This window comes from Burkholderia sp. SIMBA_051, from assembly GCF_046534915.1.
In the GTDB taxonomy this organism is placed as follows: Bacteria; Pseudomonadota; Gammaproteobacteria; order Burkholderiales; family Burkholderiaceae; genus Burkholderia; species Burkholderia ambifaria.
Genome location: NZ_JAWRXS010000003.1, coordinates 1 through 25,209, shown reverse-complemented (window position 1 = coordinate 25,209; position 25,209 = coordinate 1). Strand labels below are relative to the sequence as shown.

General features: G+C 64.7%; 27 protein-coding genes. 15 read left to right on the top strand and 12 right to left on the bottom strand.

The features are described from left to right. Positions 1 to 3: 3 nt before the first annotated feature. Complete coding sequence (locus SB771_RS07560) at positions 4 to 348, bottom strand: DUF4212 domain-containing protein (RefSeq protein WP_011657438.1); 345 nt, start codon at positions 346 to 348, stop codon at positions 4 to 6. An 85-nt stretch (positions 349 to 433) separates the two neighbouring features. Then, a complete protein-coding gene (gene acs / locus SB771_RS07555; RefSeq protein WP_410721771.1) occupies positions 434 to 2,416 on the bottom strand; it encodes an acetate--CoA ligase in 1,983 nt (660 codons plus the stop codon). A gap of 322 nt (positions 2,417 to 2,738) precedes the next feature. Between acs and SB771_RS07550 the strand changes: the two genes are divergently transcribed. The 9 genes from SB771_RS07550 to SB771_RS07510 all read left to right on the top strand — a co-directional run bounded on the left by SB771_RS07550 (position 2,739) and on the right by SB771_RS07510 (position 10,049). Further along, complete coding sequence (locus SB771_RS07550; protein WP_175662636.1) at positions 2,739 to 3,647, top strand: DMT family transporter; 909 nt, start codon at positions 2,739 to 2,741, stop codon at positions 3,645 to 3,647. A 115-nt stretch (positions 3,648 to 3,762) separates the two neighbouring features. After that, the gene (locus SB771_RS07545; RefSeq protein WP_011657441.1) at positions 3,763 to 4,368 is read left to right on the top strand and encodes a TIGR00645 family protein; all 606 of its coding nucleotides are present in this window, start codon (positions 3,763 to 3,765) and stop codon (positions 4,366 to 4,368) included. Between the two features lie 34 nt (positions 4,369 to 4,402). Further along, positions 4,403 to 5,926 (top strand): fumarate hydratase, encoded by a 1,524-nt coding sequence (locus SB771_RS07540; protein WP_175662635.1) that lies wholly within the window; start codon positions 4,403 to 4,405, stop codon positions 5,924 to 5,926. A gap of 193 nt (positions 5,927 to 6,119) precedes the next feature. Then, positions 6,120 to 6,596, top strand: coding sequence for a bacterioferritin (bfr, locus tag SB771_RS07535; RefSeq protein WP_012364283.1), 477 nt, complete (start codon positions 6,120 to 6,122; stop codon positions 6,594 to 6,596). Between the two features lie 46 nt (positions 6,597 to 6,642). Beyond that, positions 6,643 to 7,506 carry a glutamate racemase gene (gene murI, locus SB771_RS07530; RefSeq protein WP_175662634.1) on the top strand — a complete coding sequence of 288 codons (864 nt, stop codon included), beginning with the start codon at positions 6,643 to 6,645 and terminating at the stop codon, positions 7,504 to 7,506. Between the two features lie 149 nt (positions 7,507 to 7,655). Beyond that, positions 7,656 to 7,892, top strand: a complete 237-nt coding sequence (locus tag SB771_RS07525; RefSeq protein WP_006755389.1) for a bacterioferritin-associated ferredoxin — start codon at positions 7,656 to 7,658, stop codon at positions 7,890 to 7,892. 217 nt (positions 7,893 to 8,109) lie between these two features. Beyond that, positions 8,110 to 8,841: an energy transducer TonB gene (locus tag SB771_RS07520; protein WP_011657445.1), complete on the top strand. Its 732-nt coding sequence runs from the start codon at positions 8,110 to 8,112 to the stop codon at positions 8,839 to 8,841. Positions 8,842 to 8,875: 34 nt separating this feature from the next. Continuing rightward, on the top strand, positions 8,876 to 9,607 hold the full coding sequence (locus SB771_RS07515; RefSeq protein ID WP_011657446.1) for a MotA/TolQ/ExbB proton channel family protein: 732 nt from the start codon (positions 8,876 to 8,878) through the stop codon (positions 9,605 to 9,607). Positions 9,608 to 9,620: 13 nt separating this feature from the next. Continuing rightward, complete coding sequence (locus SB771_RS07510; RefSeq protein ID WP_006754473.1) at positions 9,621 to 10,049, top strand: ExbD/TolR family protein; 429 nt, start codon at positions 9,621 to 9,623, stop codon at positions 10,047 to 10,049. Between the two features lie 365 nt (positions 10,050 to 10,414). Here the strand turns inward: SB771_RS07510 and SB771_RS07505 are convergent, their stop codons facing one another. Then, positions 10,415 to 11,392: a LysR family transcriptional regulator gene (locus SB771_RS07505; protein WP_105832435.1), complete on the bottom strand. Its 978-nt coding sequence runs from the start codon at positions 11,390 to 11,392 to the stop codon at positions 10,415 to 10,417. Positions 11,393 to 11,514: 122 nt separating this feature from the next. Between SB771_RS07505 and SB771_RS07500 the strand changes: the two genes are divergently transcribed. From SB771_RS07500 to hemP, 3 genes are all read left to right on the top strand, one after another. Next, a complete protein-coding gene (locus SB771_RS07500) occupies positions 11,515 to 12,387 on the top strand; it encodes a pirin family protein (protein ID WP_175662633.1) in 873 nt (290 codons plus the stop codon). A gap of 98 nt (positions 12,388 to 12,485) precedes the next feature. Continuing rightward, a complete protein-coding gene (locus SB771_RS07495) occupies positions 12,486 to 12,968 on the top strand; it encodes an SRPBCC family protein (RefSeq protein ID WP_138847426.1) in 483 nt (160 codons plus the stop codon). A gap of 138 nt (positions 12,969 to 13,106) precedes the next feature. Further along, positions 13,107 to 13,352, top strand: coding sequence for a hemin uptake protein HemP (gene hemP, locus SB771_RS07490; RefSeq protein WP_006760849.1), 246 nt, complete (start codon positions 13,107 to 13,109; stop codon positions 13,350 to 13,352). Between the two features lie 319 nt (positions 13,353 to 13,671). Here hemP and SB771_RS07485 read toward each other — a convergent pair whose 3' ends face one another. The 5 genes from SB771_RS07485 to uvrB form a co-directional block, all read right to left on the bottom strand. Beyond that, positions 13,672 to 15,069 (bottom strand): 4Fe-4S binding protein, encoded by a 1,398-nt coding sequence (locus SB771_RS07485; protein WP_175662632.1) that lies wholly within the window; start codon positions 15,067 to 15,069, stop codon positions 13,672 to 13,674. Continuing rightward, the gene (locus SB771_RS07480; RefSeq protein WP_006760847.1) at positions 15,066 to 15,908 is read right to left on the bottom strand and encodes an FTR1 family protein; all 843 of its coding nucleotides are present in this window, start codon (positions 15,906 to 15,908) and stop codon (positions 15,066 to 15,068) included. The genes SB771_RS07485 and SB771_RS07480 overlap by 4 nt, the downstream gene beginning before the upstream one ends. A 58-nt stretch (positions 15,909 to 15,966) precedes the next feature. After that, positions 15,967 to 16,299 (bottom strand): cupredoxin domain-containing protein, encoded by a 333-nt coding sequence (locus tag SB771_RS07475; protein ID WP_006760846.1) that lies wholly within the window; start codon positions 16,297 to 16,299, stop codon positions 15,967 to 15,969. A 55-nt stretch (positions 16,300 to 16,354) separates the two neighbouring features. After that, positions 16,355 to 16,906, bottom strand: a complete 552-nt coding sequence (locus SB771_RS07470) for an iron transporter (RefSeq protein WP_011657453.1) — start codon at positions 16,904 to 16,906, stop codon at positions 16,355 to 16,357. A 220-nt stretch (positions 16,907 to 17,126) separates the two neighbouring features. Next, positions 17,127 to 19,217 (bottom strand): excinuclease ABC subunit UvrB, encoded by a 2,091-nt coding sequence (gene uvrB / locus SB771_RS07465; RefSeq protein WP_175662631.1) that lies wholly within the window; start codon positions 19,215 to 19,217, stop codon positions 17,127 to 17,129. Between the two features lie 248 nt (positions 19,218 to 19,465). Between uvrB and SB771_RS07460 the strand changes: the two genes are divergently transcribed. Further along, the gene (locus tag SB771_RS07460; protein WP_011657455.1) at positions 19,466 to 20,665 is read left to right on the top strand and encodes an amino acid aminotransferase; all 1,200 of its coding nucleotides are present in this window, start codon (positions 19,466 to 19,468) and stop codon (positions 20,663 to 20,665) included. Positions 20,666 to 20,813: 148 nt separating this feature from the next. On the opposite strand, the gene SB771_RS07455 is transcribed toward SB771_RS07460, so the two are convergent. Continuing rightward, positions 20,814 to 21,602: a 3-hydroxybutyrate dehydrogenase gene (locus tag SB771_RS07455; RefSeq protein WP_175662630.1), complete on the bottom strand. Its 789-nt coding sequence runs from the start codon at positions 21,600 to 21,602 to the stop codon at positions 20,814 to 20,816. Between the two features lie 164 nt (positions 21,603 to 21,766). Here SB771_RS07455 and SB771_RS07450 point away from each other — a divergent pair, with 164 nt between their 5' ends. Both SB771_RS07450 and SB771_RS07445 read left to right on the top strand, forming a co-directional pair. Then, complete coding sequence (locus tag SB771_RS07450) at positions 21,767 to 22,738, top strand: potassium channel beta subunit family protein (protein ID WP_012364295.1); 972 nt, start codon at positions 21,767 to 21,769, stop codon at positions 22,736 to 22,738. A 111-nt stretch (positions 22,739 to 22,849) separates the two neighbouring features. Further along, positions 22,850 to 23,695: a 23S rRNA (adenine(2030)-N(6))-methyltransferase RlmJ gene (locus tag SB771_RS07445; protein WP_011657458.1), complete on the top strand. Its 846-nt coding sequence runs from the start codon at positions 22,850 to 22,852 to the stop codon at positions 23,693 to 23,695. A 14-nt stretch (positions 23,696 to 23,709) separates the two neighbouring features. On the opposite strand, the gene SB771_RS07440 is transcribed toward SB771_RS07445, so the two are convergent. From SB771_RS07440 to cueR, 3 genes are all read right to left on the bottom strand, one after another. Further along, entirely contained in the window at positions 23,710 to 24,078 is a 369-nt protein-coding gene (locus tag SB771_RS07440) for a hypothetical protein (RefSeq protein ID WP_175662629.1), read from the bottom strand. A 111-nt stretch (positions 24,079 to 24,189) separates the two neighbouring features. Next, positions 24,190 to 24,336: a DUF3563 family protein gene (locus tag SB771_RS07435; RefSeq protein ID WP_006478295.1), complete on the bottom strand. Its 147-nt coding sequence runs from the start codon at positions 24,334 to 24,336 to the stop codon at positions 24,190 to 24,192. A gap of 215 nt (positions 24,337 to 24,551) precedes the next feature. Beyond that, complete coding sequence (cueR, locus tag SB771_RS07430) at positions 24,552 to 24,956, bottom strand: Cu(I)-responsive transcriptional regulator (RefSeq protein ID WP_105832843.1); 405 nt, start codon at positions 24,954 to 24,956, stop codon at positions 24,552 to 24,554. Positions 24,957 to 25,209: the final 253 nt, after the last annotated feature.

Here is a 25,209-nt window from a genome sequence, read left to right as displayed (position 1 = left end):
GGATCAGCGGGCATGGTGCGGATTGCCCGCGTGCGCGGCATGCTCGTCGTACGCACGCCGCAGCGCGCGGTCCGCGCGCTGCATCAGACCGATATAGACGACGATCAACACGAGATACACGAGAATCGCGCCCTGCGCGCCGACGTAGAACGGCAGGCTGAAACCGGCGAAGCGGATGCCCGCGAGCGCGGGCGCGAAGAACGGCACGACGAACGACACCGTGAAACCGATCGCCATCAGCACCAGGATCAGCGCGACGTTGAAACGCCAATAGCGCGCATGAGCGCGCGCGAGCGGCTCGGGAACGGGCGGCGGCGCGGCACGCGCCGGACGGGACGGAACGGTCATGCCGTTATTTAGCAAAAAGCCCCTGCGCGGACAATCGGGATTGCCGCGCGGGGGCTCGTGCGCACGACGTGCGCAACGGGTTCGATCAGCGCACTTCGGCGAGTTGATCGAGGATCGCCGGGTTCTCGAGCGTGGACGTGTCCTGCGTGATCGCCTCGCCCTTCGCGACCGAGCGCAGCAGGCGTCGCATGATCTTGCCCGAGCGCGTCTTCGGCAGGTTGTCGCCGAAGCGGATGTCCTTCGGCTTCGCGATCGGCCCGATCTGCTTGCCGACCCAGTCGCGCAAAGTCTTCGCGAGCGCCGCCGCTTCCTCGCCTTCCGGGCGCGAACGCTTCAGCACCACGAACGCGACCACCGCCTCGCCCGTCGTGTCGTCCGGACGGCCGACCACCGCCGCTTCCGCCACCAGCTCGTGCGAGACCAGCGCCGACTCGATCTCCATCGTGCCGAGCCGGTGGCCCGACACGTTCAGCACGTCGTCGATGCGGCCCATGATCGTGAAGTAGCCGGTGTCCTTGTCGCGCACCGTGCCGTCGCCGGCCAGATACAACCGACCGCCCAGTTCCTCCGGGTAGTAGCTTTTCTTGAACCGCTCCGGGTCGCCCCAGATCGTGCGGATCATCGCCGGCCACGGCCGCTTGACGACCAGGATCCCGCCTTGCCCGTTCGGCACGTCCTGGCCGGTCTCGTCGACCACCGCGGCCATGATGCCCGGCAGCGGCAGCGTGCACGAACCCGGCACCGTCGGCGTCGCACCCGGCAGCGGCGTGATCATGTGGCCGCCGGTTTCGGTCTGCCACCACGTGTCGACGATCGGGCAGCGCTCCTGGCCCACATGCTTGTGGTACCACATCCACGCTTCCGGATTGATCGGCTCGCCGACAGTGCCGATGATGCGCAGGCTCGACAGGTCGTAGCTCTTCGGATGCACCTTGTCGTCGGCTTCGGCGGCCTTGATCAGCGAGCGGATCGCGGTCGGCGCGGTGTAGAACACGGTGACCTTGTGATCGCCGATCATCTTCCAGAAGCGCCCGGCGTCCGGATAGGTCGGCACGCCCTCGAACACGACCTGCGTGCCGCCGCACGCAAGCGGGCCGTACGTGATGTACGTGTGGCCCGTGACCCAGCCGATGTCGGCCGTGCACCAGAACACGTCGGTGGGCTTCCAGTCGAAGGTCCACTTCATCGTCTGCGCGGCCCACAGCAGGTAGCCGCCGGTGCTGTGCTGCACGCCCTTCGGCTTGCCGGTCGAGCCCGACGTATACAGGATGAACAGCGGATGCTCGGCGCCCACCCACTCCGGCGCGCACGTGTCGGACTCGGCGTGGGCGAGTTCGTGCATCCACAGGTCGCGCCCGGCGTGCCAGTCGACCTTGCCGCCGGTGCGGCGATAGACGATCACGCTCTTCACCGCATCGCAGCCGCCCATCGCGATCGCTTCATCGGCGATGCTCTTGAGCGGCAGCGTCTTGCCACCGCGCGCCTGCTCGTCGGCGGTGATCAGCGCGACCGCGCCGACGTCGACGAGCCGCTCGTTCAGCGATTTCGCGGAGAAGCCGCCGAACACGACCGAGTGCGTCGCGCCGATGCGTGCGCAGGCCTGCATCGCGACGATGCCTTCGATCGACATCGGCATGTAGATGACGACGCGGTCGCCCTTCGCGATTCCGCGTTTCTTCAGCGCATTCGCGAAGCGCGACACGCGTGCGAGGAGATCCGCATAAGTGACGCGCGTGACGGTGCCGTCGTCGGCCTCGAAGATCACCGCGACGCGCTCGCCGTTGCCGGCTTCGACGTGACGGTCGAGGCAGTTGTACGACGCGTTGAGTTCGCCGTCGTCGAACCACTTGTAGAACGGCGCGTCGCTCTCGTCGAGCACCTTCGTGAACGGCTTGTGCCACGAGAGGCCTTCGCGGGCGAGACGCGCCCAGAAGCCCTCGTAATCGCGCTCGGCTTCGGCAGCCAGCGCCTGATAGGCCGGCATGCCGGAAATGGTTGCCGCCTTCGCAAGCGCCTCGGGCGGCGCAAACTGACGGGTTTCGTGAAGAACCGATTCAATCGCAGACATCGACTACCCCTTGGTGAACATGAATCCTCTGCATGGCGGCGCGATCGTGCGCACCGCGTCTTGGCCGGCGCACGCGTGCGCCGCTGTCTCCCACCACCTGCGCGCGCCTCGAAGGCACGCACGATGCTGCGCCGCACCACGTCACGCGACGGTGAACGTATGGCCCGGCGATTTCCACGATAAGCGCTCGAACTTACCCGTCACTTACGCGGCCTCGCCGTTTCGCACGCCGCCACGCTACGGTCGACGCTTGACCGTCGGCTTTACGCTGTTACAACTGCGACCCTACAATCGTAACTGAACTCGCCCCCCGGACTCCAGCTTGAATCGCTACGCCCTCTTCCTCATTCTGTCGATGCTGTTTGTCGGCAGCAACGTCGGTATCGGTAAATCCATCGTCGTCTTCGTCCCGGTCGCCATCCTCGCCACGCTGCGCTTCGTGATCGCGATCGCCGTCCTGTGGCCGCTGTTCAGCCCGGTGAAGATGCGCGCGGTCCGGCGCGCGGAATGGCTGAACCTGTTCCTGCAGGCGTTCTTCGGCACCTTCATGTTCACGTTGCTGATGCTCAACGGCGTGCAGCGCACGAGCGCGGTCGCGGCCGGCGTGATCACCAGCACGATCCCCGCCATCGTCGCGCTGTTCGCGTGGCTGATCCTGCGTGAAAAACCGAACGGCCGTGCGCTCGTGTCGATCGCGCTCGCGATCGCCGGCGTCGTGACGATCAATCTCGCGAACGGCGGCGCGTCCGCGCATGACGCCGGCGCCGCCTCGTCCGGCTCGCTGACCGGCAACCTGCTGATCCTCGGCGCCGTCTGCTGCGAATCGATCTACGTGATCCTGTCGCGCCGGCTCACGCAGACGCTCGCGCCGATCGACATCTGCGCGTACACGCACCTGTTCGGCCTGTTCCTGATGCTGCCGCTCGGCGCGTCGGCGTTGTGGCAGTTCGATTACGCGAGCGTGCCGGCCGGTACGTGGGCGCTCGTCGTCTGGTACGGGCTGTCGGCCAGCATCTTCTCGTTCTGGCTATGGATGAAGGGCATCCGGCACGTGCCGGGCAGCCTCGCCGGCGTGTTCAGCGCGGTGCTGCCGGTCGCGGCCGCCGCATACGGCATCGCGTTCCTCGGCGAACGCCCGACGCTCGCCCACGGCGTCGCGCTCGCGTGCGTCGTCACCGGCATCGTGCTCGCGAGCCTGCGCGTCAAACGCGCGCCGGCCGCGGCTTCCTGATCCGTCCCCTGCTCTCCCGGCGCGTCGCTGCAGTCGCGCCGGCCGACGCGTTACAATAGCGCGCCTTTTCAAGATTACCCCCGATACCTGCGCACAGCGCCCCCGTACCTCCATCATGTCTGCCTCGCATTCGCCCGGCCACACCCGTCGCTCGCTACGCCCCCTTCCCGCGCTGATCTTCATGAGCCGCTGGCTCCAGGTTCCGCTTTATCTGGGCCTGATCGTCGCGCAGGCCGTCTATGTATTCCTGTTCCTGAAAGAAGTCTGGCATCTGCTGTCGCACGCGACCAGCCTCGATGAGATCAGCGTGATGCTCGCGGTGCTGGGCCTGATCGACGTCGTGATGATCTCGAACCTGCTGATCATGGTGATCGTCGGCGGCTACGAAACGTTCGTGTCGCGCCTCGGCATCGAGGGCCATCCCGACGAGCCCGAGTGGCTCGACCACGTGAACGCGGGCGTGCTGAAGGTCAAGCTGTCGATGGCACTGATCAGCATTTCGTCGATCCACCTGCTGAAGACCTTCATCAACCCGGACCAGCACACGACGCACGCGATCATGTGGCAGGTGATCATCCACGTGTCGTTCCTCGTATCGGCGCTCGTGATGGCGTGGGTCGACCGCCTGACGACCCATACGCACCCGGCCCATTTCCACGAGACGCACGCGCCGGCAGCGAACGAGTCCCGCAAGCCGGCCGAAGCAGCCGTCAACGCATAAACGCATTCCCCACTGTCCCCACAGAGTCTCAGCCATGACCGTCATCAAACAGGAAGACCTGATCCAGAGCATCGCGGATTCGCTGCAGTACATCAGCTACTACCACCCGCTCGACTACATCCAGGCCCTCGGCCGCGCGTACGAGCTGGAAGAGAGCCCGGCCGCGAAGGACGCGATCGCGCAGATCCTCACGAACAGCCGCATGTGCGCCGAAGGCAAGCGCCCGATCTGCCAGGACACCGGCATCGTCACGATCTTCGTGAAGGTCGGCATGGACGTGCGCTGGGACGGCGCGACGATGGGCCTCACCGACATGATCAACGAAGGCGTGCGCCGCGGTTACACACACCCGGACAACGTGCTGCGCGCATCGATCGTCAACCCGCCGGAAGGCGCCCGCAAGAACACGAAGGACAACACGCCGGCCGTGATCCACTACGAGATCGTGCCGGGCGACAAGGTCGACGTGCAGGTCGCGGCGAAGGGCGGCGGCTCGGAGAACAAGTCGAAGTTCGTGATGCTGAACCCGTCGGATTCGATCGTCGACTGGGTGCTGAAGACGGTCCCGACGATGGGCGCCGGCTGGTGCCCGCCGGGCATGCTCGGGATCGGCATCGGCGGCACCGCTGAAAAGGCGATGCTGATGGCGAAGGAATCGCTGATGGAGCCGATCGACATTCAGGAAATCATCGCGCGCGGTCCGAAGGACTGGGTCGAGGAACTGCGCGTCGAGCTGCACGAGAAAGTCAACGCGCTCGGCATCGGCGCACAGGGCCTCGGCGGCCTCGCGACCGTGCTCGACGTGAAGATCATGGCTGCTCCGACGCACGCGGCGTCGAAGCCGGTCGCGCTGATCCCGAACTGCGCGGCCACGCGCCACGCGCACTTCGTGCTCGACGGCTCCGGCCCGGCCAAGCTGGAAGCGCCGTCGCTCGACGCATGGCCGAAGGTCCAGTGGGAACCGAACACGGAAACCAGCAAGCGCGTCGACCTGAACACGCTGACGCCGGAAGAAGTCGCGAGCTGGGCACCGGGTCAGACGCTGCTGCTGTCGGGCAAGATGCTCACGGGCCGCGACGCCGCGCACAAGCGCATCGCCGACATGCTCGCGAAGGGCGAGAAGCTGCCGGTCGATTTCACGAACCGCGTGATCTACTACGTCGGTCCGGTCGATCCGGTGCGTGACGAAGTGGTCGGCCCGGCAGGCCCGACGACGGCCACGCGGATGGACAAGTTCACCGAGACGATGCTCGCTCAGACGGGTCTGATCTCGATGGTCGGCAAGGCCGAACGCGGCCCGGTCGCGATCGAGGCGATCAAGAAGCACAAGGCGGCCTACCTGATGGCGGTCGGCGGTGCGGCGTACCTCGTGTCGAAGGCGATCCGCGGCGCGAAGGTGCTCGCATTCGAAGACCTCGGCATGGAAGCGATCTACGAGTTCGACGTGCAGGACATGCCGGTGACGGTGGCCGTCGATTCGTCGGGCACGTCGGTGCACCAGACCGGTCCGAAGGAATGGCAGGCGAAGATCGGCAAGATCCCGGTCGCAACCGCTTAAGCGCGATCGAACGAAAGGCCGGACAAGCGTCCGGCCTTTTTACTTCCCATTCTCATTCTCGCGCGCGGCCGGTTACGCAAGGCTGATTCTCATTACACGCAAAAGGCAGGCCCGGCAAGGCTTCGAGGCTTGGCTTTTCTCGGTCGAGCGATTATCGTTCGGTTTCTGAAGCCCCACTGAACAAGGAACAGCCATGCAAGGCGACAAGAAAGTCATCGAATACCTGAACGCCCAACTGAAGAACGAACTCACGGCAATCAACCAGTACTTCCTGCATGCGCGCATGTACAAGCACTGGGGCCTCGACAAGCTCGGCAAGCATGAATACGACGAATCGATCGGCGAAATGAAGCACGCCGACTGGCTGATCGAGCGCGTATTCATGCTCGACGGCCTGCCGAACCTGCAGGACCTGCACAAGCTGCTCATCGGCGAGGAAACCGAGGAGATCCTGAAGTGCGACCTGAAGCTCGAGCAGATCTCGCAGAACACCTGCAAGGAAGCGATCGCCTACTGCGAATCGGTGCGTGACTACGTGTCGCGCGAGATCTTCGAAAAGATTCTCGACGACACCGAAGAGCACATCGACTGGCTGGAAACGCAGATCGACCTGATTGGCAAGGTCGGCCTGCAGAACTACCAGCAGACGATGATGGGTTCGCCCGAGTAAGCGCCATCACGGCCACCACCGCCACGCCCGCCACCTCGCCGTCCGCATGACGATGACGCACCAGCCAGCCGCTTCCGGGGCCCGCCCCGCCGCCCCCGTCGGGATCTTCGATTCGGGGCTCGGCGGCCTGTCGGTGCTGCGCGCCGTGCGCGCGCACCTGCCCGGCGAGTCGTTCGTCTACGTCGCCGATTCGCAGCACGCGCCGTACGGGCCGCGCGACGAGGCGTTCATTACGGAACGCACGCTGGCCATCGGCGAGTGGCTCGCCCGCGAAGGGGCGAAAGCGCTCGTGATCGCGTGCAACACGGCGACGGCGCGAGCGATCGCGGCGATCCGCGAACGCCTGTCGATACCTCTGGTCGGTGTCGAACCGGGCATCAAACCGGCCGCCGCGCTGTCCACGACCGGCGTCGCGGGCGTCCTCGCGACGCAATCGACGCTGAACAGTCCGCGCTTCCAGGCGCTGCTCGACCGCTACGGCGCCGGCCGCCGCTTCATCTGCCAGCCGGGCCACGGGCTCGTCGAAGCGATCGAACGCGGCGACACGAACTCCCCCGCATTGCGCACGTTGCTCGAGCGTTATCTGCAGCCAATGCTCGACGACGGTGCCGATACGCTGGTGCTCGGCTGCACGCACTATCCGTTCTTCACAGAAACGATTCGTGACATTGTTGGCGACCGCCTGACGATCGTCGACACGAGCGATGCCATCGCCCGCCAGCTCGCGCGGGTGCTCGACGAACGCGGCCTGCGCGCGCCGGCCGGCACGCGTGCCGCGCCGCCGCGCTTTTGCTCGACGGGCGACGGCCGGCAACTGCACGCACTCGCGTCGACGCTGCTTGGCCTCGACGCGCCCGTCGAATCCGTCACCATTTCCTCGCCGAACGCGCGCGCCTGCGCGACCGCCTGACGCGCGCCGGCGCACCGCCGGCACGCCCTCTCCTGCTATCCCGCCGCTTGAAGGGTCCGATGACCTTAAAAAAAGCCGAACCCAGGCTTGTCAACCTCCGCAAATTTAATGATAATAATTCGCATTACCGTTAGCTATCGCAACTCATCATGATCGTCTGCGTGTGCAAGTCAGTTTCGGATCGCAAGATTCGCGCGTCCCTCGCCGAGGGCGTGGGTTCCTTCGACGAACTCCAGTTCGAGCTCGGCGTGGCCACGTGCTGCGGCAAGTGCGAGGAGTCCGTACGCGACCTCATGGCCGAGCAAGGCGTCTGCGCGAGCCGGTGCGGCGTCGAGCACCACGCTCATCCGATCCCGGTCACGTTCTACGACCGCAAGGCCGCCTGAGCGGCGCCGAGCGTGCGCATGCGGCCGCCGCCGCATTTTATGTCCGACCGTCAGCAAGCCATTTTCCGCGCGAGCCAGCGGCTTACCTGCCAAGGAGCCTGTCATGGAATTGCTGATCGGATTTGTGACCACCGTTTGCATCTCGCTGCTGATCTTCCGCAAGTAGTGCCGATTCACCCGCCGCGCCCCGGGTGCGACGTCGTTCTTTCAAGCTAACATGCAGGCTTCGCAATCCGCTCCTGCCGGCATCCTGCCGGCTGCTCCACGTATGAATCCCCGGGTCATCACGGTCGCGGTCGGTGTGCTTGCCGCACACGCGATCATGCTGACGGCTGCGTGGCTCCATCGCAACGCGCCGCCGCCGAAATCGGTCGAAGTCCAGTCGATCACCGCGCAGCTCATCACGCCTGCGCCGATCGCCCAGCAGGTCGCGGCCGAATCGATCCCGCAACCCGCGCCGCCGAAGCCCACCCCGCGCGTCAAACCGAAGGTCGAGCCGAAGCCGGTGCAGAAGGCGGCCAAGCCCGCGCCTCAGCCGGTGGCGCAATCGCCTGCCCCGTCGCCGACGCCCGCGCCGGCTGCCGATCCGACGCCGGCTCCCGCCGCGCCCGCCGCTGCAGCGCCGGCCGCAACGCCCAGCCCGGCTCGCGAAACGATGCAGGTCAGCGCGCCGAAGAACGTGCCGACGCTTCAATGCAACTTCGTGAAACCCGACTACCCGTCGATGTCGCGTCGCCGCGGCGAATCGGGCACCGCCTATGTTCACTTCGTCGTCGGCGTGACCGGCAAGATCGAAAGCGTCGAGCTGCAGAAGAGCAGCGGTTATCCGCGCCTCGACGATGCCGCACTCGACGCGATGCGCTCGACCACCTGCCGCCCGTATATCGAGAACGGCCAGGCGATCCGCGCCGCCCGCACACAGCCCTACAACTTCGGGCTCACCGACTAACCTGCCTCATCCGGAAGATTCAAAGGAAACAAAAATGCAAAGCTACGGTATCGCGCACGTCTGGGCGCAAGGTGATTTCGTCACGCGCGCCATTGCGATCACGCTGCTCGTGATGTCGGTCCTGTCGTGGATCGTGATCATCGTCAAGGGCTGGAACGTGATTCGCCTGAACCGCCTGACGAAGAACGCGGAACAGGCGTTCTGGCATTCGGATGACTTCGACGACGGCATCAAGAAGCTCGGTCTCACCGCATCGACGCCGAGCGACAACCCGTTCCTCGCGCTCGCGCTGTCGGGCAAGGAAGCCGCCGATCACCATCACCAGACGCAGCCGCACCTGCACGACCGCATGGACGTGTCCGACTGGGTCACGCGCTGCCTGAAGGACACGATGGACGAAGGCATCTCGCGCATGCAGGCCGGCCTCGCGATTCTCGCGTCGATCGGCAGCACGGCGCCGTTCGTCGGTCTGTTCGGCACGGTCTGGGGCATCTATCACGCACTGCTCGTGATCGGCGCAACCGGCCAGACGTCGATCGACCAGGTCGCGGGTCCGGTCGGCGAATCGCTGATCATGACGGCCTTCGGCCTGTTCGTCGCGATTCCGGCCGTGCTCGGCTACAACGCACTGACGCGCGCGAACAAGGGTGTCGTCAGCAAGCTGCGCCGCTTCGCACACGGTCTGCACGCCTACTTCGTGACGGGCGCGCGCCTCGCGTCGTCGTCGCCCCGCGACGGCCTGCGTCTCGCGACGCGCGCCAGCTGAGACGAGGTGAACCATGGCAATGAACACCGGCTTCAGCGATGACGACGACGATGGCGTGATGAGCGAGATCAACATGACGCCGCTCGTCGACGTCATGCTCGTACTCCTGATCATCTTTCTCGTGACGATCCCGGCGATGCAGCACGCGGTGAAGATCGACCTGCCGCACGCGAGCAGCCAGCCCGTCGACGAAAAGCCGCAAACGGTCGACGTCGCGATCCAGGGCAACGGCACGATCCTGTGGAACGACCAGACGGTCACGCGCGAGCAGCTGCAGGCGCACATCGCGGAAGCGGCACAGCATCAGCCGCAACCGGAGTTGCACCTGCGCGCCGATCGCAAGGTTGCCTATGAGCGTGTGGCGGAAGTGATGTCCGATGCGCAGGCCGGCGGCCTGACGAAGCTCGGCTTCGTGACCGAGCCGACCGCGAAGGCGAAGTAACGCACGCGCGTTTGGCGGGTCGGCGGCGGCGCCTGACCGGCCCCACAAAGTAAAAGGCCTTCATCGCCAGATGAAGGCCTTTTTTCATGCGCACGCGGGCGCCTTCGGGCGGCGGGCTCTTCGGCGGTATCGGTTGCGCCTCGAGCAACGCAATGCGGCTACCGTGGTCTGCACGGACTGCGCGTTCTGCCCTATCTGGCTCGCAATATATGCGGCCACCTGATTCCGCTCAGAACTTCCTTCGCGAAATGGGATTTCAATATAGGCCCGCGCGCGAACGCATTCAAGGCCCCTGCGATTGAAACTTGCGATTGCCGGCGGCACTTCAATGACAAAACAAATTTGCCACGACGCGCAGTTTGCATTCAGGTGGACGAAGCATCGGCCGCCGCGGCTTCCTTCTTGTCGCGCTCCGGGCAGCTCGGCTGCTTGTAATCGCCGTGATCGAGCTTCTCGACCAAATAGTCGACGAACGCGCGGACCGCGGGCGGCATCCCCTGCCGCGACACGAACACCGCATAGAGTTGCGGCACCGGCAGCGTCCAGCCCGGCATCACGGGCGACAACTGTCCGGCGCGCAATGCATTGCCGTACATCATCTCCGGCAGCGCCGCGATGCCGAGGCCGTCGAGCACGGCCTCGCGGATCGTCATCAGATCCGCCGTCACGAGCCTCGGATCGTGCTCGTGCAAGTGGCGCGTGCCGTCCGGCGCGATCAGGTTGAACACGTGCCGTCCGTCGACGCTCGGCGTATCGAGCGTCTCGAAGCGCGCCAGATCGTCCGGCACGAGCGGCGGCGCATTCTGGCTCAACAGGCTCGGCGCGCCGACCAGCATCTGCTCGGTCCGCCACAATGGCCGCACGACGATGTTCGCGTTCTGCGGTGGCTCCGAACGCACGCGCAACGCGACATCGACCGAATCCTCGAACAGGTCGATCACGCGGTTCGTCACGCGGATGTGCACCTTCACCTCGGGATAACGGTGCAGGAATTCGGGCAGGATGCGCGACAGCATCGTCTGCGACAGCGTAACAGGGACGCTCACACGCACCGAGCCGCGCGGCGACGAGCGCAGCTGCTGCACGGCGTTCATCGCGGCCTGGGCTTCGGCGAGCATCGCCTGGCAATGCTGGTAGAACAGCTCCCCCGCCTCGGTCAACGCGAGCTTGCGCGTCGAACGCTGCAGCAGCCGCACGCCGAGCGCCGCTTCAAGTTCAGTCAGGCGCCGCGACAGGCGCGATTTCGAGATACCCAGCACGCGCTCCGCAGCCGAGAACCCGCCGTGTTCGACGACCTGCGAAAAGTACATCAGGTCGTTCAGGTTGTGTGCATCGATGTTCATTTCATCGTTCCAATTTCAGAACAATCCATTGCGAACCGCCGCAAATCGGACCGCAAAACGCCCAATATAATAGCGCTATGTTTCAAAAATAACGCTATTCCGATGATTTCGAGGGCTTCTGCATGACGACCGCTCGCTCGCTTGACCGCACCTACCCCGCGCTTCGCACCACCGAAGGCGGCGGCTTCGTGGTTCACCGCCCGTTCCCGACCCGGCTGCTGATGGATTTCGATCCGTTCCTGTTGCTCGATGAAATGGGCCCCGTCGACTATGCGCCCGGCGAAGCCAAGGGCGCGCCCGACCATCCGCATCGCGGCTTCGAGACGGTGACCTACGTGCTCGACGGACGCTTTCGCCATCGCGACTCGGCCGGCCATGCCGGCACGCTCGGGCCCGGCGACGTGCAGTGGATGACGGCCGGCGCGGGCGTCGTGCACAGCGAAATGCCGGACCCCGAATTCGCGCAGGCGGGCGGCCGCTCGCACGGCTTCCAGCTGTGGGTGAACCTGCCGCGCCGCGACAAGCTGATCGCACCGCGCTACCAGGAAATCCCGGCCGACCGCATCCCGAGCGCCACGTCGCCGGACGGCCGTGCGCAGGTCCGCGTGATCGCCGGCGAAGCGTTCGGTGTGCGTGCCGCGATCGAGACGCGCACGCCGATCCTCTACCAGCATTTCACGCTGCAACCGGGCGCAACGGTCACGCAGCCGGTGCCGCCAGGTTATCGCGTGTTCGCCTACCCGCTCGACGGAGCGGGCCGCTACGGGCCCGACAGGCAACCCGTCGACGCACGGCAGATGGTCGTCTACGGTGACGATGGCGACGCGGTGACGTTCGAAGCCGGCGATACGCCGCTCGACCTGCTGCTGATCGGCGGCGTCCCGCTCAACGAGCCGATCGTCCGCTATGGCCCGTTCGTGATGAATACCGAGGAAGAGATCCGGCAGGCCGTCGTCGACTACCAGACGGGCCGCATGGGCCGCATCGAAGCGTGACGCGCAATCGGGGCCGCAGCTGCCGCGAAACGGCTTGTTTTGCGTCACAATAACTTCTTGATCCATGTGGCTGCCGCCACCAGAAGGAACCCGTCCCCTTGAACTTCGAACATCTGATCCAGATCAACTCCGACGATCCGGCCGTGCCGTCCCTTACCCGCGACCAGCTCTGGGAAGGCCTCGTGCTGCGCGCCGAACAGCCGCAGCTGTTCGTGATCGGTCTCGACAGCTGTGTCGTCCACGAACGAACGGACACGACGCTCGAACGCGAGCTGCACTACGGGCATGCGATCGTGCGCGATCGCGTGACGTTCATCCCGAACCAGCAAGTGCGCTACGACATCCATGCAGCCGGCGGTGAAATCGGCGGCTCGCTGACGATGACGATCGAGGAGCGCGACGATCACGAGCTGTTCCTGCGTTTCGAATACCGCACGACGCTGACCGTCACGGACGACAGCGAGGAAGCGCGTCACACGCACGGTATCGTGAAGGAAGCGTATCGCACGTCGGACATCGACACGGTGCGCCTGATCCGCGAATACGCACAAGGGCGCAAGGACCCCGACCCGCTCCACTGACGTCGACGGCGGCCGGCGGGCCGCCTCTTTGACTCACGCTATCGGGTTTGTTGCATCGATCGATAAAGAGTTTTTGTAAATGGGAATAGTTATCATTTAGAATTCATTCCATCGCATCGACTGTTACCGATCAACCGAATGACCGACACCACGCGCCCGACCACGCTGACCTTGCGCCGCACGACTGGCACCGCAAGCGGCAACCGTCAGAAGACGGCAGCGGTCACGACGCCGGCGAAACCCGCCGGAAGCCGCGATGCCGGCACACGGACCCTCAGCAGCGATGCGCTGCTGCAAGGTCACAGCCACATCAGCATCGCGCATAACGGAGAGACCTATCAGTTGCGTGCCACGCGGCTCGGCAAACTGATCCTGACGAAGTAACGACAGAGTATTGTGGGGACCACCTCCCTGAGAGGTGTTGGGCAGTAGCCAGCGTAACGGCTTGCACGCGAGATCTAGACCCCTTCGTGCAAATACACTCAAGCAGCCGTTGCAGCAAGCCAAGCCACTTTTTTGGTTCTCACACATCGAAGAAAAAAAGCGACACGTCGAAAGACGTGTCGCTTTTTGTTTGGGCGTCCGCAGACAAGGAAAAGGCGTCGCGGCTATCGGCGCTGCAGTTTCAGCGGACTCCTGAGCCCGGCAGCGGAACACCTCGCCTGCTACTCCGGCGCGTGGCCGCCAGGCCTTCAATCCCGCATCAGAAACCCCAGAACATCAACCACCACGCGCTGTCGATCACGGCCAGGCCAGCCGCGAACCACGCGAATGCAGCCAGTCGGCGCGGCCACGCGGCATAGCGCCCCGTCACCTTCCAAGCGAGCCACGCGCTCCACGCGTTGGCGCAAACGAGAATCGCGATGCGCACATCCGTCGCCCAGCCGAGCGGCACATGTTCGGCCCGCAGCAGCGACAATGTCGTCGCCGACAGCCCGAGGAACACGCCCGCACCCGCGATCGGGATCAGCGCCTGCGCGAGATGATGAAGACGCACGCGATCGAAACGGCCGAGCATCAGCGTCGCGCCGGCCAGCAGCACGAGCAGCGCGGTACCGTACACGAGCCCCGTGCCGACGATATAGCTAACGACCAGCCCGCCGTCGAGCCACGAGAATACGTCGTTGCGATCCGGATAATGCGTGAGCAGGAACCACGGCGCGTTGGTCTCGAGCGGCCACGTGATGTCGCGGTCGATCAGCCAGCCCGCGAGGAATTGCTTGATCTGCACGAACCACGGGCTGACGGTCCAGTGGAACGCACCGATCGCGACGCCGAGCAGGCCGTACAGGATCAGCGCCGTGTCCCACGGGTTCGCCTGTTGCGCGCCGAGATTCACGACCTCGTCGGACGGCGAGCGCCACGACAGTTCGATCGCATCGCGGTGCCCGCTGCAGCGGCCGCACATGTGGCACTCGGCGGCACCTTTCATGTTGCGCAACGGCACGAGCGGCGCGCAGTTGATCGGAATCACGCGATGTCCGTGCTCGCCGTTCTTGTACGAGCGGCGCCACGCATCCTCGTCGACCTTATAGCGCATCGGCGCGAGCCGCGACAGCAACCCGAACACGCCGTTGACCGGGCACAGGTACTTGCACCACACGCGCTTCTCGCGACCGTACAACAAGCCGATCACGATCGCGCCGACGGTCGAGCCGCCGAGCACGAACAGCACGGCGAGCGGGTACTGGTACACGCTGACCATCTGCCCATAGATCGTCGTGAGCCCGAATGCGACGAACGGCCAGCCGCCCCACCGCATCCAGCGCGGAATCGCGCCGCCGCGGCCGAACCGGCTCGCATATTCGGTGAGCGCGCCTTCCGGGCACAGCACGCCGCACCAGACGCGGCCGAGCATCACCATCGACAGCAGCACGAACGGCCACCAGATGCCCCAGAACACGAACTGCGCGATCAGCGTGAGGTTGTTCCACAGGTGAGCGGAATCGTCCGGCAGCGGCAACACCGCCGGCACGATGATCAGGAATGCATAGACGGCGACGACGATCCACTGGATGCCGCGGATCACCGCGCCGTGGCGCTGCATCCACTGGCCGGCCTGTGCGAGCCAGCCCGGCTTGGCTGCGGCGGCAATGCTCATGCCGTGCGGCCCGCTGTGACGGCCGGGCGGCGGCTCGCGCGCTTCATCAGCAGCCAGACGACCGCCCAGTACACCGCATAGGCGACCAGGTTGGTCAGCGCCGGATGCGCGCGATAACCGGTCAGCGTCGCGACGAGCGAACCGAACGTGCCGGAATCATCGAGGATCGCGGACGTGTCCCACAGCTGCGAGATGCCGAGCGGCAGGATTTCCTTGTCGATCAGCTTGTCGACGCCGGTCTGGAACAGGCCCGCGCCGAGGAACAGCAGCATCACTTCGGTCACGCGGAAGAAATGCCGCCACGAGAAGTACTTGCCGCCGAGCTGCAGCAGATAGAACGTGAGGAACGCGAGGCCGAGGCCGATCACGACCGCGAGCATCTGGCTGGCGTCCACGTGCCCCGACTGGCCGAAACCGAGCCCGTACAGGAAGATCACCGTCTCGCTGCCTTCGCGGGCGATCGCGAGCGCGACCAGCACGGCAACGCCCCACCAGTTCGAATCGCGCGTGCTCTGCTGCAGCGACTGCTCCATGTCGCGCTTCAGCGTGCGGCCGTGCCGGCGCATCCACAGCACCATCTGCACGATCAGCACGCAGGCGATCAGCACCATCGCGGTCTGGAAATAGTCCTGTGCGTCGCCGGACAGCACTTCGGTGAAGCCGACGAGTGCGGCGCCGAGACCGACGGCCATCAGCAGGCCGACCGCCACGCCCGTCCACAGAAAGGGCAGGCCGCGGCGCGCGTCGTCGTCGCCATTCTTCAGCCATGCATAGAGGATGCCGACGACGAGCAGCGCTTCGACGCTCTCCCGCCAGACGATGAACAAGATCTGACCCATTGAATCCTCCTGACGTGCGGGGCGCGGCATTCGTGCACCCGTACGCAGATAAAACGCATTACTTCGCGACGATCACGCCCTGTGCCTGCTGGTGGAAATCGTCGAAAAACTTGTACTCGCCCGGCGACAGCGGGGCGACAACCACGAACGAATCGGCGCCCGGCGCGAGCACCTTCTCCTTGCGCAACTGCACGCTCTCGAATTCGGCGGCGCCCTTGCCGGTATTCCTGATCTCGATCTTGAAGCGCTGACCGGCCGGCACTTCGATGCGGGCGGGATTCAGCTTGCCGTCCGTCATCTCGAGCTTGAACGTCGGCAGATCGGCGGCATGCGCCGCGCCGGCGAGCCACAGCGCGGCGGCTGCGGCGACGATTTTCTGGGGAAATTTCATTCTGGGTTCTCTACGCTGACGGCGCGCCGAAGCGCGCCGTCCGTGATGCCACCGATCAGTACCCGCCCTTCTTGCCGATGCCGGCGAACGGGAAGTCGTATTCGAGGGTGACGGGCTTGAACCACGGACCCACACCGGTTTCCTTGTCGACGTGACGGCCGAATGCCATGTGGCCCGACTGCATCGGCGGCTTGACGATCATCGTCAGGTGGTACTTGCCCGGGCCGGCCAGCTTCACGTTGTCGCCGTAGTGCGGGCCATCGCTCGCGACCATGCCCATCAGGTCGCCTTCGGCCTTCCACTTCGTGTCGCCCTGCTTCGTCAGCTTGTACGTGACCTGCAGGTACGGCATCCAGTCGCCTTCCGCGAAACCCGTCGGGTTGTTCTTGACCGCGTGGATGTCCGCCTCGAGGTGGATGTCCGAATCCGACGCCTTGCGCATCATCCCTTCCGGATCCATCGTGATCGGCTGCAGGTATACCGCGCCGATTTCCATGCCGCCCTGGATCTGCTGCTTGCCGATCGGATATTCGGCCGCCGAGGCCGACATCGCGGCCAGCGCCGCCGCTACCGCAACCGACGTGCGGATGAACGAAGAACCCAACATGGACACTCCTTGTTATTTGTCTGACACGCTGCCAACCGCCCTCCTGGACGGCTCGCCGGAAACACTAACGCAATGAAGAACGTTAATGCGAACTATTCTCAATACTTGCGAAGTGTAGCACCGAACCGGCTCTGGAACAAACGAGACCCCCGCTAAACCCCTGATGCGACAAGGCTTACAGCCGAGTTACCGGGAGGTTTCAGTGACGTTTTGGAAAGGTTTACCGGCCGCCGTTGATGTGGTCGCCCACATTCGCGCCGAACACGCGTTCGCGCAGCAGCGCCAGCTGATCGCGGGTGGCCGCGGCCTTTTCGAATTCGAGGTTCTTCGCGTAGTCCGCCATCTGCTTTTCGAGTCGCTTGATTTCTTTCGCGATCTGCTTTTCCGACATGTCCTCGAACTTCGCGCGTTGCTGCGCTTCCTTCAGTTCGGCGCGCGCGTCGTCAGCGTTGTAGACGCCGTCGATGATGTCCTTGATGCGCTTCACGACGCCGCGCGGCGTGATACCCATCTTCTCGTTGTGCGCGATCTGCTTCGCGCGGCGCCGCTCGGTCTCGCCGATCGCGCGCTTCATCGATTCGGTCATCGTGTCGGCGTAGAGGATCGCCTTGCCGTTCACGTTGCGCGCCGCGCGGCCGATCGTCTGGATCAGCGAGCGCTCGGCGCGCAGGAAGCCTTCCTTGTCCGCGTCCAGAATCGCGACGAGCGACACTTCCGGAATGTCCAGGCCTTCGCGCAGCAGGTTGATCCCGACCAGCACGTCGAACGTGCCGAGTCGCAGGTCGCGGATGATCTCGACCCGCTCCACCGTGTCGATGTCGCTGTGCAGGTAGCGCACCTTGACGCCGTGGTCGGCGAGGAACTCGGTGAGCTGCTCGGCCATCCGCTTCGTCAGCACGGTGATCAGCACGCGCTCGCCGGCGTTCACGCGCGCGTTGATCTCGGTCAGCACGTCGTCGACCTGCGAGCTGGCCGGGCGCACTTCGATTTCCGGATCGACGAGGCCGGTCGGCCGCACCACCTGCTCGGCGATCTGCCCCGTCACGCGCTTCTCGTAGTCGGCAGGCGTGGCCGACACGAACACCACCTGGCGCATCTTGCGTTCGAACTCCGGGAACTTGAGCGGCCGGTTGTCCAGCGCCGACGGCAGCCGGAATCCGTAGTTGACGAGATTCTCCTTGCGAGCGCGGTCGCCGTTGTACATGCCGTTCAGCTGGCCGATCAGCACGTGCGATTCGTCGAGCAGCATCAGCGCATCGGGCGGCAGGTAGTCGACGAGCGTCGGCGGGGGCTCGCCGGGCGCGGCGCCCGAGAAGTGCCGCGAGTAGTTCTCGATGCCCTTGCAGAAGCCGAGCTCCTGCAGCATCTCGAGATCGAAGCGCGTGCGCTGCTCGAGGCGCTGCGCCTCGACGAGCTTGCCGTCGCGGTGGAAGAACTCGAGGCGCTCGCGCAATTCGTCCTTGATCGTCTCGACCGCACGCATCACGGTGTCGCGCGGCGTCACGTAGTGCGACGACGGATACACCGTGAAGCGCGGAATCTTCTGCCGCACGCGGCCCGTCAGCGGATCGAACAGCTGCAGCGTCTCGACCTCGTCGTCGAACAGCTCGACGCGCACGGCCATCTCCGCATGCTCGGCCGGGAAGATGTCGATCGTGTCGCCGCGCACGCGGAACGTGCCGCGCTGGAAGTCCTGATCGTTGCGCGAGTACTGCATCGCGATCAACCGCGCGATCACGTCGCGCTGGCCGAGCTTGTCGCCGGCGCGCAGCGTCAGGATCATCTTGTGGTACTCGGACGGGTTGCCGATACCGTAGATCGCCGACACCGTCGCGACGATCACCACGTCGCGGCGCTCCATCAGGCTCTTCGTCGCCGACAGCCGCATCTGCTCGATGTGCTCGTTGATCGACGAGTCCTTCTCGATGAACAGGTCGCGCTGCGGCACGTACGCTTCCGGCTGGTAATAGTCGTAGTACGAGACGAAATACTCGACCGCGTTGCGCGGGAAGAACTCGCGGAACTCCGCGTAGAGCTGCGCCGCGAGCGTCTTGTTCGGTGCGAATACGATTGCCGGGCGGCCGAGCCGCGCGATCGTATTCGCCATCGTGAAGGTCTTGCCCGAACCCGTCACGCCGAGCAGCGTCTGGAATGCGAGGCCGTCGCCGACACCTTCGACGAGCGTTTCGATCGCGGTCGGCTGGTCGCCTGCGGGCGGATACGGCTGGTATAGCTGAAATGGCGACCCTTCGAAGGTCACGAATTTCGATTCGTCGAGCGCGTCGCCGACTTCGGCGTGATGTTCGGACATGGAGTGCGGCCGGAGCGAGGGCAAAAGACTATTCTAGCGCTTCGCGGCGTTGCGGACCGCTGACGGCTCCTGACGCGCGGCAGCGGCCGAAATCGCAATTCGCCGCGCAATCGGCGCCCCCGGGAGCATGAATTCGCTACAATATCAGGCTGCTGCGCTTTCCGGCGCCGTGCCCGTTGGCGCGCGGTCCGCTGCGCCCGCCCCGCCGGCTGAAAGCCTGACCCTCTTTTCACAACTGCCGAATCATCATGTCGCTCTTCTCCGCTGTCCAGCTTGCTCCCCGCGACCCGATCCTGGGCCTGAACGAAGCCTTCAACGCCGATGCGCGTCCGACCAAGGTCAACCTCGGCGTCGGTGTGTACACGAACGAAGAAGGCAAGATTCCGCTGCTGCGCGCCGTTCGCGAAGCGGAAAAGGCGCGTGTCGACGCCGGCCTGCCGCGCGGCTACCTGCCGATCGACGGGATCGCCGCCTACGACGCAGCGGTGCAGAAGCTGCTGCTCGGCAACGATTCGCCGCTGATCGCCGCAGGCCGCGTGGTCACCGCGCAGGCACTGGGCGGCACGGGCGCGCTGAAGATCGGCGCCGATTTCCTGCGCACCGTGAACCCGAACGCGAAGGTCGCGATCAGCGATCCGAGCTGGGAAAACCACCGCGCGCTGTTCGAAGCCGCCGGCTTCGAAGTCGTCGCGTATCCGTACTACGACGCCGCCACCAACGGCGTGAACTTCGACGGCATGCTGTCGGCGCTGAACGGCTATGCGGCAGGCACGATCGTCGTGCTGCATGCGTGCTGCCACAACCCGACCGGCGTGGACCTGACCGAAGCGCAGTGGCAGCAGGTCGTCGACGTCGTCAAGGCGCGCAACCTCGTGCCGTTCCTCGACATGGCCTACCAGGGCTTCGGCGAGAACATCGAGGCAGATGCAGCGGCGGTGCGCCTGTTTGCCGCGGCCGACCTGAATGCATTCGTGTCGTCGTCGTTCTCGAAGTCGTTCTCGCTGTACGGCGAGCGCGTCGGCGCGCTGTCGATCATCACGTCGAGCAAGGAAGAAGCGACGCGCGTGCTGTCGCAACTGAAGCGCGTGATCCGCACGAACTACTCGAACCCGCCGACCCATGGCGGCGCCGTCGTCGCGGCCGTGCTCGCGTCGCCGGAACTGCATGCTGCATGGGTGCAGGAACTCGGCGAAATGCGCGACCGCATCCGTGCGATGCGCAATGGCCTCGTCGAGCGCCTGAAGGCGAGCGGCGTGGATCGCGACTTCAGCTTCATCAACGCGCAGCGCGGGATGTTCTCGTATTCGGGCCTGACTTCGGCGCAAGTCGATCGTCTGCGCGAAGAGTTCGGCATCTACGCAGTCGGCACGGGCCGCATCTGCGTGGCAGCGCTGAACACGCGCAACCTCGACGCGGTCGCAAACGCGGTCGCAGCAGTCCTGAAGTAAGTCGGCATCCGCGGGCGGCAGCCGTCACCGGCCCGCCCCGCCGAAACAAAAAACGCGCTCCCCGGAGCGCGTTTTTTATGGCATCGTGCATTGCCGGCGAGGGCTCGCCACGAACGGTCCGCGTGGCGACCGCGCGTGCCGGACTCCGTTACTTCATGAACCAGCCGTGGCTGACGACGACCGACTGGCCCGTGAGCGCAGCGGTCGGGAACGCCGACAGGAACAGCACCGTCTGCGCGACGTCCTGCACCGTCGTGAACACGCCGTCGACCGTGTTGCCGAGCATCACCTTCTTGATCACTTCCTCTTCGCTGATCCCGAGCTCCTTCGCCTGCTCCGGAATCTGCTTGTCGACCAGCGGCGTGCGCACGAAGCCCGGACACACGACGTGCGAGCGCACGTTGTGCTTCGCGCCTTCCTTCGCCAGCACGCGCGCGAGGCCGAGCAGACCGTGCTTGGCCGTCACGTAGGCCGACTTCAGCGGCGACGCTTCGTGCGAGTGCACCGAACCCATGTAGATCACGACGCCGCCGCGATCATCCTTGTACATGTGCTTGAGCGCGGCCTTCGTCGTCAGGAATGCGCCGTCGACGTGGATCGCCTGCATCTTCTTCCAGTCGGAGAACGAGTAGTTCTCGATCGGATTGACGATCTGGATGCCGGCGTTCGACACGAGGATGTCGACCGAGCCGAACGCTTCGGCTACCTTGTCGATGCCGCTGTTCACGGCGTCCTCGTTGGTCACGTCCATCGCGACGCCGATCGCCTTGCCGCCTGCCTTGTTGATCTCGTCGGCAACCGCGTTCGCGCCGTCCTGGTTCAGGTCGGCGATCGCGACGGCCGCGCCCGCCTTGGCGAGCTCCAGTGCGATTTCCTTGCCGATGCCGCTTGCGGCGCCCGTGACGACTGCGGTCTTGCCGCTCAGATCTGCTGCCATGTCCGTCTCCTTCCGTTATCGGATCGAAAAAGCGCGCCCCCGCCGCATCCGCTTTCGTCGCGGGCTCGTGCCGGCGGGCCAGCCGCTATTGTGCACGATCGGCCCCGCCGTTCGCGCGCAAAACGTCTAAGCTTAAGGTCGGTTCCGAGTCGCGGGAGATTTTCATGCACTATCGACGGCTAGGCCGCTCCGGCCTCCAGATCAGCGAGCTTTCGCTCGGCTCGTGGGTCACCTACGGCAACCAGGTCGATCAGCGGGCCGCCCGCGAATGCCTCGCGGCGGCCCGCGATGCGGGCGTCAATTTCTTCGACAACGCCGAGGTCTACGCGGGCGGCAAATCCGAGGAAATCATGGGCCAGGCGCTCAAGTCGCTCGGCTGGCCGCGCATCAGCTACCTCGTGTCGACGAAGTTCTTCTGGGGGCTCGCGGAAGCCCCGAATCAGTACCACACGCTGAACCGGAAATATCTGCTGAACGCGATCGACGGCTCGCTGCGCCGGCTGCAGCTCGACTATGTCGATCTCGTCTACTGCCATCGCCCGGATCCGAACACGCCGATCGAGGAAACGGTGTGGGCGATGAGCGACATGATCGTGCGCGGCAAGGCGCTGTACTGGGGCACGTCCGAATGGAGCGCCGACGAGATTCGCGCCGCGTATGAGATTGCCGAGCGGCACCATCTGCACAAACCGGTCGTCGAGCAGCCGCAGTACAACCTGTTCCACCGTACCCGGGTCGAACGCGAATACGCGCGGCTCTACGACGACTACGGCCTCGGCCTGACGACCTGGAGCCCGCTTGCATCGGGGCTGCTCACCGGCAAGTACCGCAATGGCGTACCGCCGGGCAGCCGCGCGGAACTGCAGGGCTACGACTGGCTCCGCGACCGGCTGACGGACCCGACCAGCAACGATGTGGTCGAACGGCTCGGCGGGATCGCGGCCGAACTCGGTTGCAGCACCGCCCAGCTCGCGATCGCGTGGGTGCTCGCGAATCCGCGCGTGAGTTCGGTCATTACGGGCGCCTCCCGGATCGAGCAAATCGGCGACAACATGCGCGCGCTCGACGTCGCCGCCAAGCTGACGCCGGAGGTCAGGCAACGCATCGAGGAGGCCGTCGGCGACGCATACGAGTAAGGCGACTCACGTCCACTCGCGTACAATACGCGGCCGCATTGGCGTGCGGCCTGACGGCCGCGCGCGATCGTCCGTTTTCATCGATTCATCCTTCGTTTCAGGCAGCCAGCCATGCTCAGTTATCGTCACGGTTTTCACGCAGGCAACCACGCGGACGTGCTCAAGCACGCCGTCGTCGTCCAACTGCTGCGCTACCTGAACAAGAAAGACAAGTCGTACTGGTACATCGACACGCACGCCGGCGCCGGCGTGTATTCGCTGCGCGAGGGTTATGCGGCCAAGACGGGGGAATTCGACACTGGCATCGGCCCGCTGTGGAACGACAAGAACCTGCCGGAGGCGCTCGGCGATTACATCGACGAGGTGCGCGCGCTGAACGACGACGGCGAGCTGCACTACTATCCGGGCTCGCCGTATCTCGCATGGCGCGCGATGCGCGAGCAGGACCGGATGCGCCTGTTCGAGATGCATACGACGGAAATCGACGTGCTGCGTCACAACTTCCGCGACGCCGGGCGACGCGCGATGATTTACGCCGGTGACGGCTTCGAGGGCATCAAGGCGCTGCTGCCGCCGCCGCCGCGACGCGCGCTGGTGCTGATCGATCCGTCCTATGAGGACAAGAAAGATTACGCGCGCACGGTGACCTGCGTAACGGAATGCCTGAAGCGTTTCGCCACCGGGTGTTATGCGATCTGGTATCCGCAGGTTGCGCGGGTGGAGTCGCAGCGTTTTCCTGAACAGCTCAAGCGCCTGCAGCCGAACAACTGGCTGCACCTGACGTTGACGGTATCGAATCCGCCGGCAGATGGCCTGGGACTTTACGGCAGCGGAATGTTCATCCTGAATCCGCCGTACACGCTCGCACAGAGCATGAACGAAGCGCTGCCCTACCTCGTCGAACGCCTGGGACAGGACAGCGGCGCCCGATGCGAGATCGAGCACCGCGGGAACTGAGCGGAGGCGTGCCGTTACGGTTGCAGTCTCGGGGCAGGTCTTGCCTGATTCGCACGCGACGCACTCCAGCCCGGCACATTGATATACGGCGCGACGAACAACGGGACCGACGAATTCGGCCCCTGCCCGGCCGGCATTCGCATGCCCGCGGGTTCGACAATCGGCTCGGACGATAACGGCGCCGTTTGCAACACAAGGCCGCCCTGGCCATCCTGGATCCCCCGTTGCGTATCGAGAATCAACGGCTTGGACGAAGTCGCAGCACCGGCCGCGATGCCGTGAACGAGCACCGCAGCGCCCAGAACGAGACGCGCACGGGAAGCGTGACGCACATCGAGACGCAAGCGCATGGTCGTAATCTTCCTATGGAAAAGCAGGTGCATACCATAGCGCCACGCTGACGATTTCGCCAGATCCGGCGCACAAAAAAACAAAGCCCCGTCAATACGGGGCTTGCTTTTTCGCTCGGTGCCACACGGCACCTGGTACTCCGATTACAGCGAGTAGCCGTTGGTTTCGAGCGAACGGATGCGGCTCTCGAGCTGGACGATATCCGACGACGTAGCGAGGTAAGCCTCACGGCGCTCGCGCTCTGCGGATTCGAACCAGTTGCTCAGCTTTTCGACGATGTAGGCGATCATGACTTTCTCCAAGGAAGGGGAACCCTGGCGAATTCGAGATTCAGGGATTTCCCGTATAGGGTTATCCCGAATTATAGCGATGTCGCACCAAGATGCTAATGAAATGCTTGCATCGCAACCATTCCAATACGGAATGGTTTGTGAACCATCTCCGTCAACTCATTGAATTATAAGGAGATTGAATTGAGGCCCCTCTTCGACCTCCAGGGTATGCACTAATCTGGTTCACCGACGGGATCGGCGAGACGCGCCAAGATCGGGCATTCCGGGCGCCCGTCACCATGGCAGTGCGCGGCGAGATCGGCCAGGGTATTGCGCATGTCGCTCAATTCCGCGATCCGCTTGTCGAGTTCGGCCACGTGTTCGAGGGCGATCGACTTCACTTCGGCACTGGCGCGGGAGCGGTCTTGCCAGAGCATCAGCAACTTGCGGATGTCCTCGACGAGAAAGCCGAGCCGTCGCGCCTGGCGGATGAAACGCAGGATATGGATTTCGTCCGAACCGTAGATCCGGTATCCGGCGTCGCTACGCTTGCTCGGCGCAAGGAGGCCGACCTGTTCGTAGTACCGGATCATTTTTGCGCTGACGCCGGATTCGCGCGACGCGTCGCCGATATTCATTCCTGCCCTCCCTCCATCAAGCTCTAGTCGAACACGAACGTCGACGCACGAAGCGGTCGACGACACTTCGATCGTATCAAATCGCGTGATTTCGTTCCCGCGTGGGCCATGAGGGCAAGATCAACGGCGATGAGATCCTTGTCGGGCTGCCTTGGCCATTTCCGTCGCGCCAATGCAAAAACCCCCGCCTTTCGGGCGGGGGTTCTTGGCTTAGGGAGCCTGACGATTACCTACTTTCACACGGGAATCCGCA

Excerpts from the sequence above, each read along its gene's own strand:
- SB771_RS07455 (WP_175662630.1), bottom strand. The coding sequence starts at position 21,602 with ATGGCAGCAGATCTGAGCGGCAAGACCGCAGTCGTCACGGGCGCCGCA.
- bfr (WP_012364283.1), top strand. The coding sequence starts at position 6,120 with ATGCAAGGCGACAAGAAAGTCATCGAATACCTGAACGCCCAACTGAAG.
- SB771_RS07520 (WP_011657445.1), top strand. The coding sequence starts at position 8,110 with ATGCAGGCTTCGCAATCCGCTCCTGCCGGCATCCTGCCGGCTGCTCCA.
- SB771_RS07545 (WP_011657441.1), top strand. The coding sequence starts at position 3,763 with ATGTCTGCCTCGCATTCGCCCGGCCACACCCGTCGCTCGCTACGCCCC.
- SB771_RS07505 (WP_105832435.1), bottom strand. The coding sequence starts at position 11,392 with ATGAACATCGATGCACACAACCTGAACGACCTGATGTACTTTTCGCAG.
- uvrB (WP_175662631.1), bottom strand. The coding sequence starts at position 19,217 with ATGTCCGAACATCACGCCGAAGTCGGCGACGCGCTCGACGAATCGAAA.
- acs (WP_410721771.1), bottom strand. The coding sequence starts at position 2,416 with ATGTCTGCGATTGAATCGGTTCTTCACGAAACCCGTCAGTTTGCGCCG.
- SB771_RS07440 (WP_175662629.1), bottom strand. The coding sequence starts at position 24,078 with ATGCACCTGCTTTTCCATAGGAAGATTACGACCATGCGCTTGCGTCTC.
- SB771_RS07510 (WP_006754473.1), top strand. The coding sequence starts at position 9,621 with ATGGCAATGAACACCGGCTTCAGCGATGACGACGACGATGGCGTGATG.
- SB771_RS07450 (WP_012364295.1), top strand. The coding sequence starts at position 21,767 with ATGCACTATCGACGGCTAGGCCGCTCCGGCCTCCAGATCAGCGAGCTT.
- SB771_RS07500 (WP_175662633.1), top strand. The coding sequence starts at position 11,515 with ATGACGACCGCTCGCTCGCTTGACCGCACCTACCCCGCGCTTCGCACC.
- hemP (WP_006760849.1), top strand. The coding sequence starts at position 13,107 with ATGACCGACACCACGCGCCCGACCACGCTGACCTTGCGCCGCACGACT.
- SB771_RS07470 (WP_011657453.1), bottom strand. The coding sequence starts at position 16,906 with ATGTTGGGTTCTTCGTTCATCCGCACGTCGGTTGCGGTAGCGGCGGCG.
- SB771_RS07435 (WP_006478295.1), bottom strand. The coding sequence starts at position 24,336 with ATGATCGCCTACATCGTCGAAAAGCTGAGCAACTGGTTCGAATCCGCA.
- murI (WP_175662634.1), top strand. The coding sequence starts at position 6,643 with ATGACGATGACGCACCAGCCAGCCGCTTCCGGGGCCCGCCCCGCCGCC.
- SB771_RS07525 (WP_006755389.1), top strand. The coding sequence starts at position 7,656 with ATGATCGTCTGCGTGTGCAAGTCAGTTTCGGATCGCAAGATTCGCGCG.
- SB771_RS07560 (WP_011657438.1), bottom strand. The coding sequence starts at position 348 with ATGACCGTTCCGTCCCGTCCGGCGCGTGCCGCGCCGCCGCCCGTTCCC.
- SB771_RS07540 (WP_175662635.1), top strand. The coding sequence starts at position 4,403 with ATGACCGTCATCAAACAGGAAGACCTGATCCAGAGCATCGCGGATTCG.
- SB771_RS07460 (WP_011657455.1), top strand. The coding sequence starts at position 19,466 with ATGTCGCTCTTCTCCGCTGTCCAGCTTGCTCCCCGCGACCCGATCCTG.
- SB771_RS07480 (WP_006760847.1), bottom strand. The coding sequence starts at position 15,908 with ATGGGTCAGATCTTGTTCATCGTCTGGCGGGAGAGCGTCGAAGCGCTG.
- SB771_RS07515 (WP_011657446.1), top strand. The coding sequence starts at position 8,876 with ATGCAAAGCTACGGTATCGCGCACGTCTGGGCGCAAGGTGATTTCGTC.
- SB771_RS07475 (WP_006760846.1), bottom strand. The coding sequence starts at position 16,299 with ATGAAATTTCCCCAGAAAATCGTCGCCGCAGCCGCCGCGCTGTGGCTC.
- SB771_RS07445 (WP_011657458.1), top strand. The coding sequence starts at position 22,850 with ATGCTCAGTTATCGTCACGGTTTTCACGCAGGCAACCACGCGGACGTG.
- cueR (WP_105832843.1), bottom strand. The coding sequence starts at position 24,956 with ATGAATATCGGCGACGCGTCGCGCGAATCCGGCGTCAGCGCAAAAATG.
- SB771_RS07485 (WP_175662632.1), bottom strand. The coding sequence starts at position 15,069 with ATGAGCATTGCCGCCGCAGCCAAGCCGGGCTGGCTCGCACAGGCCGGC.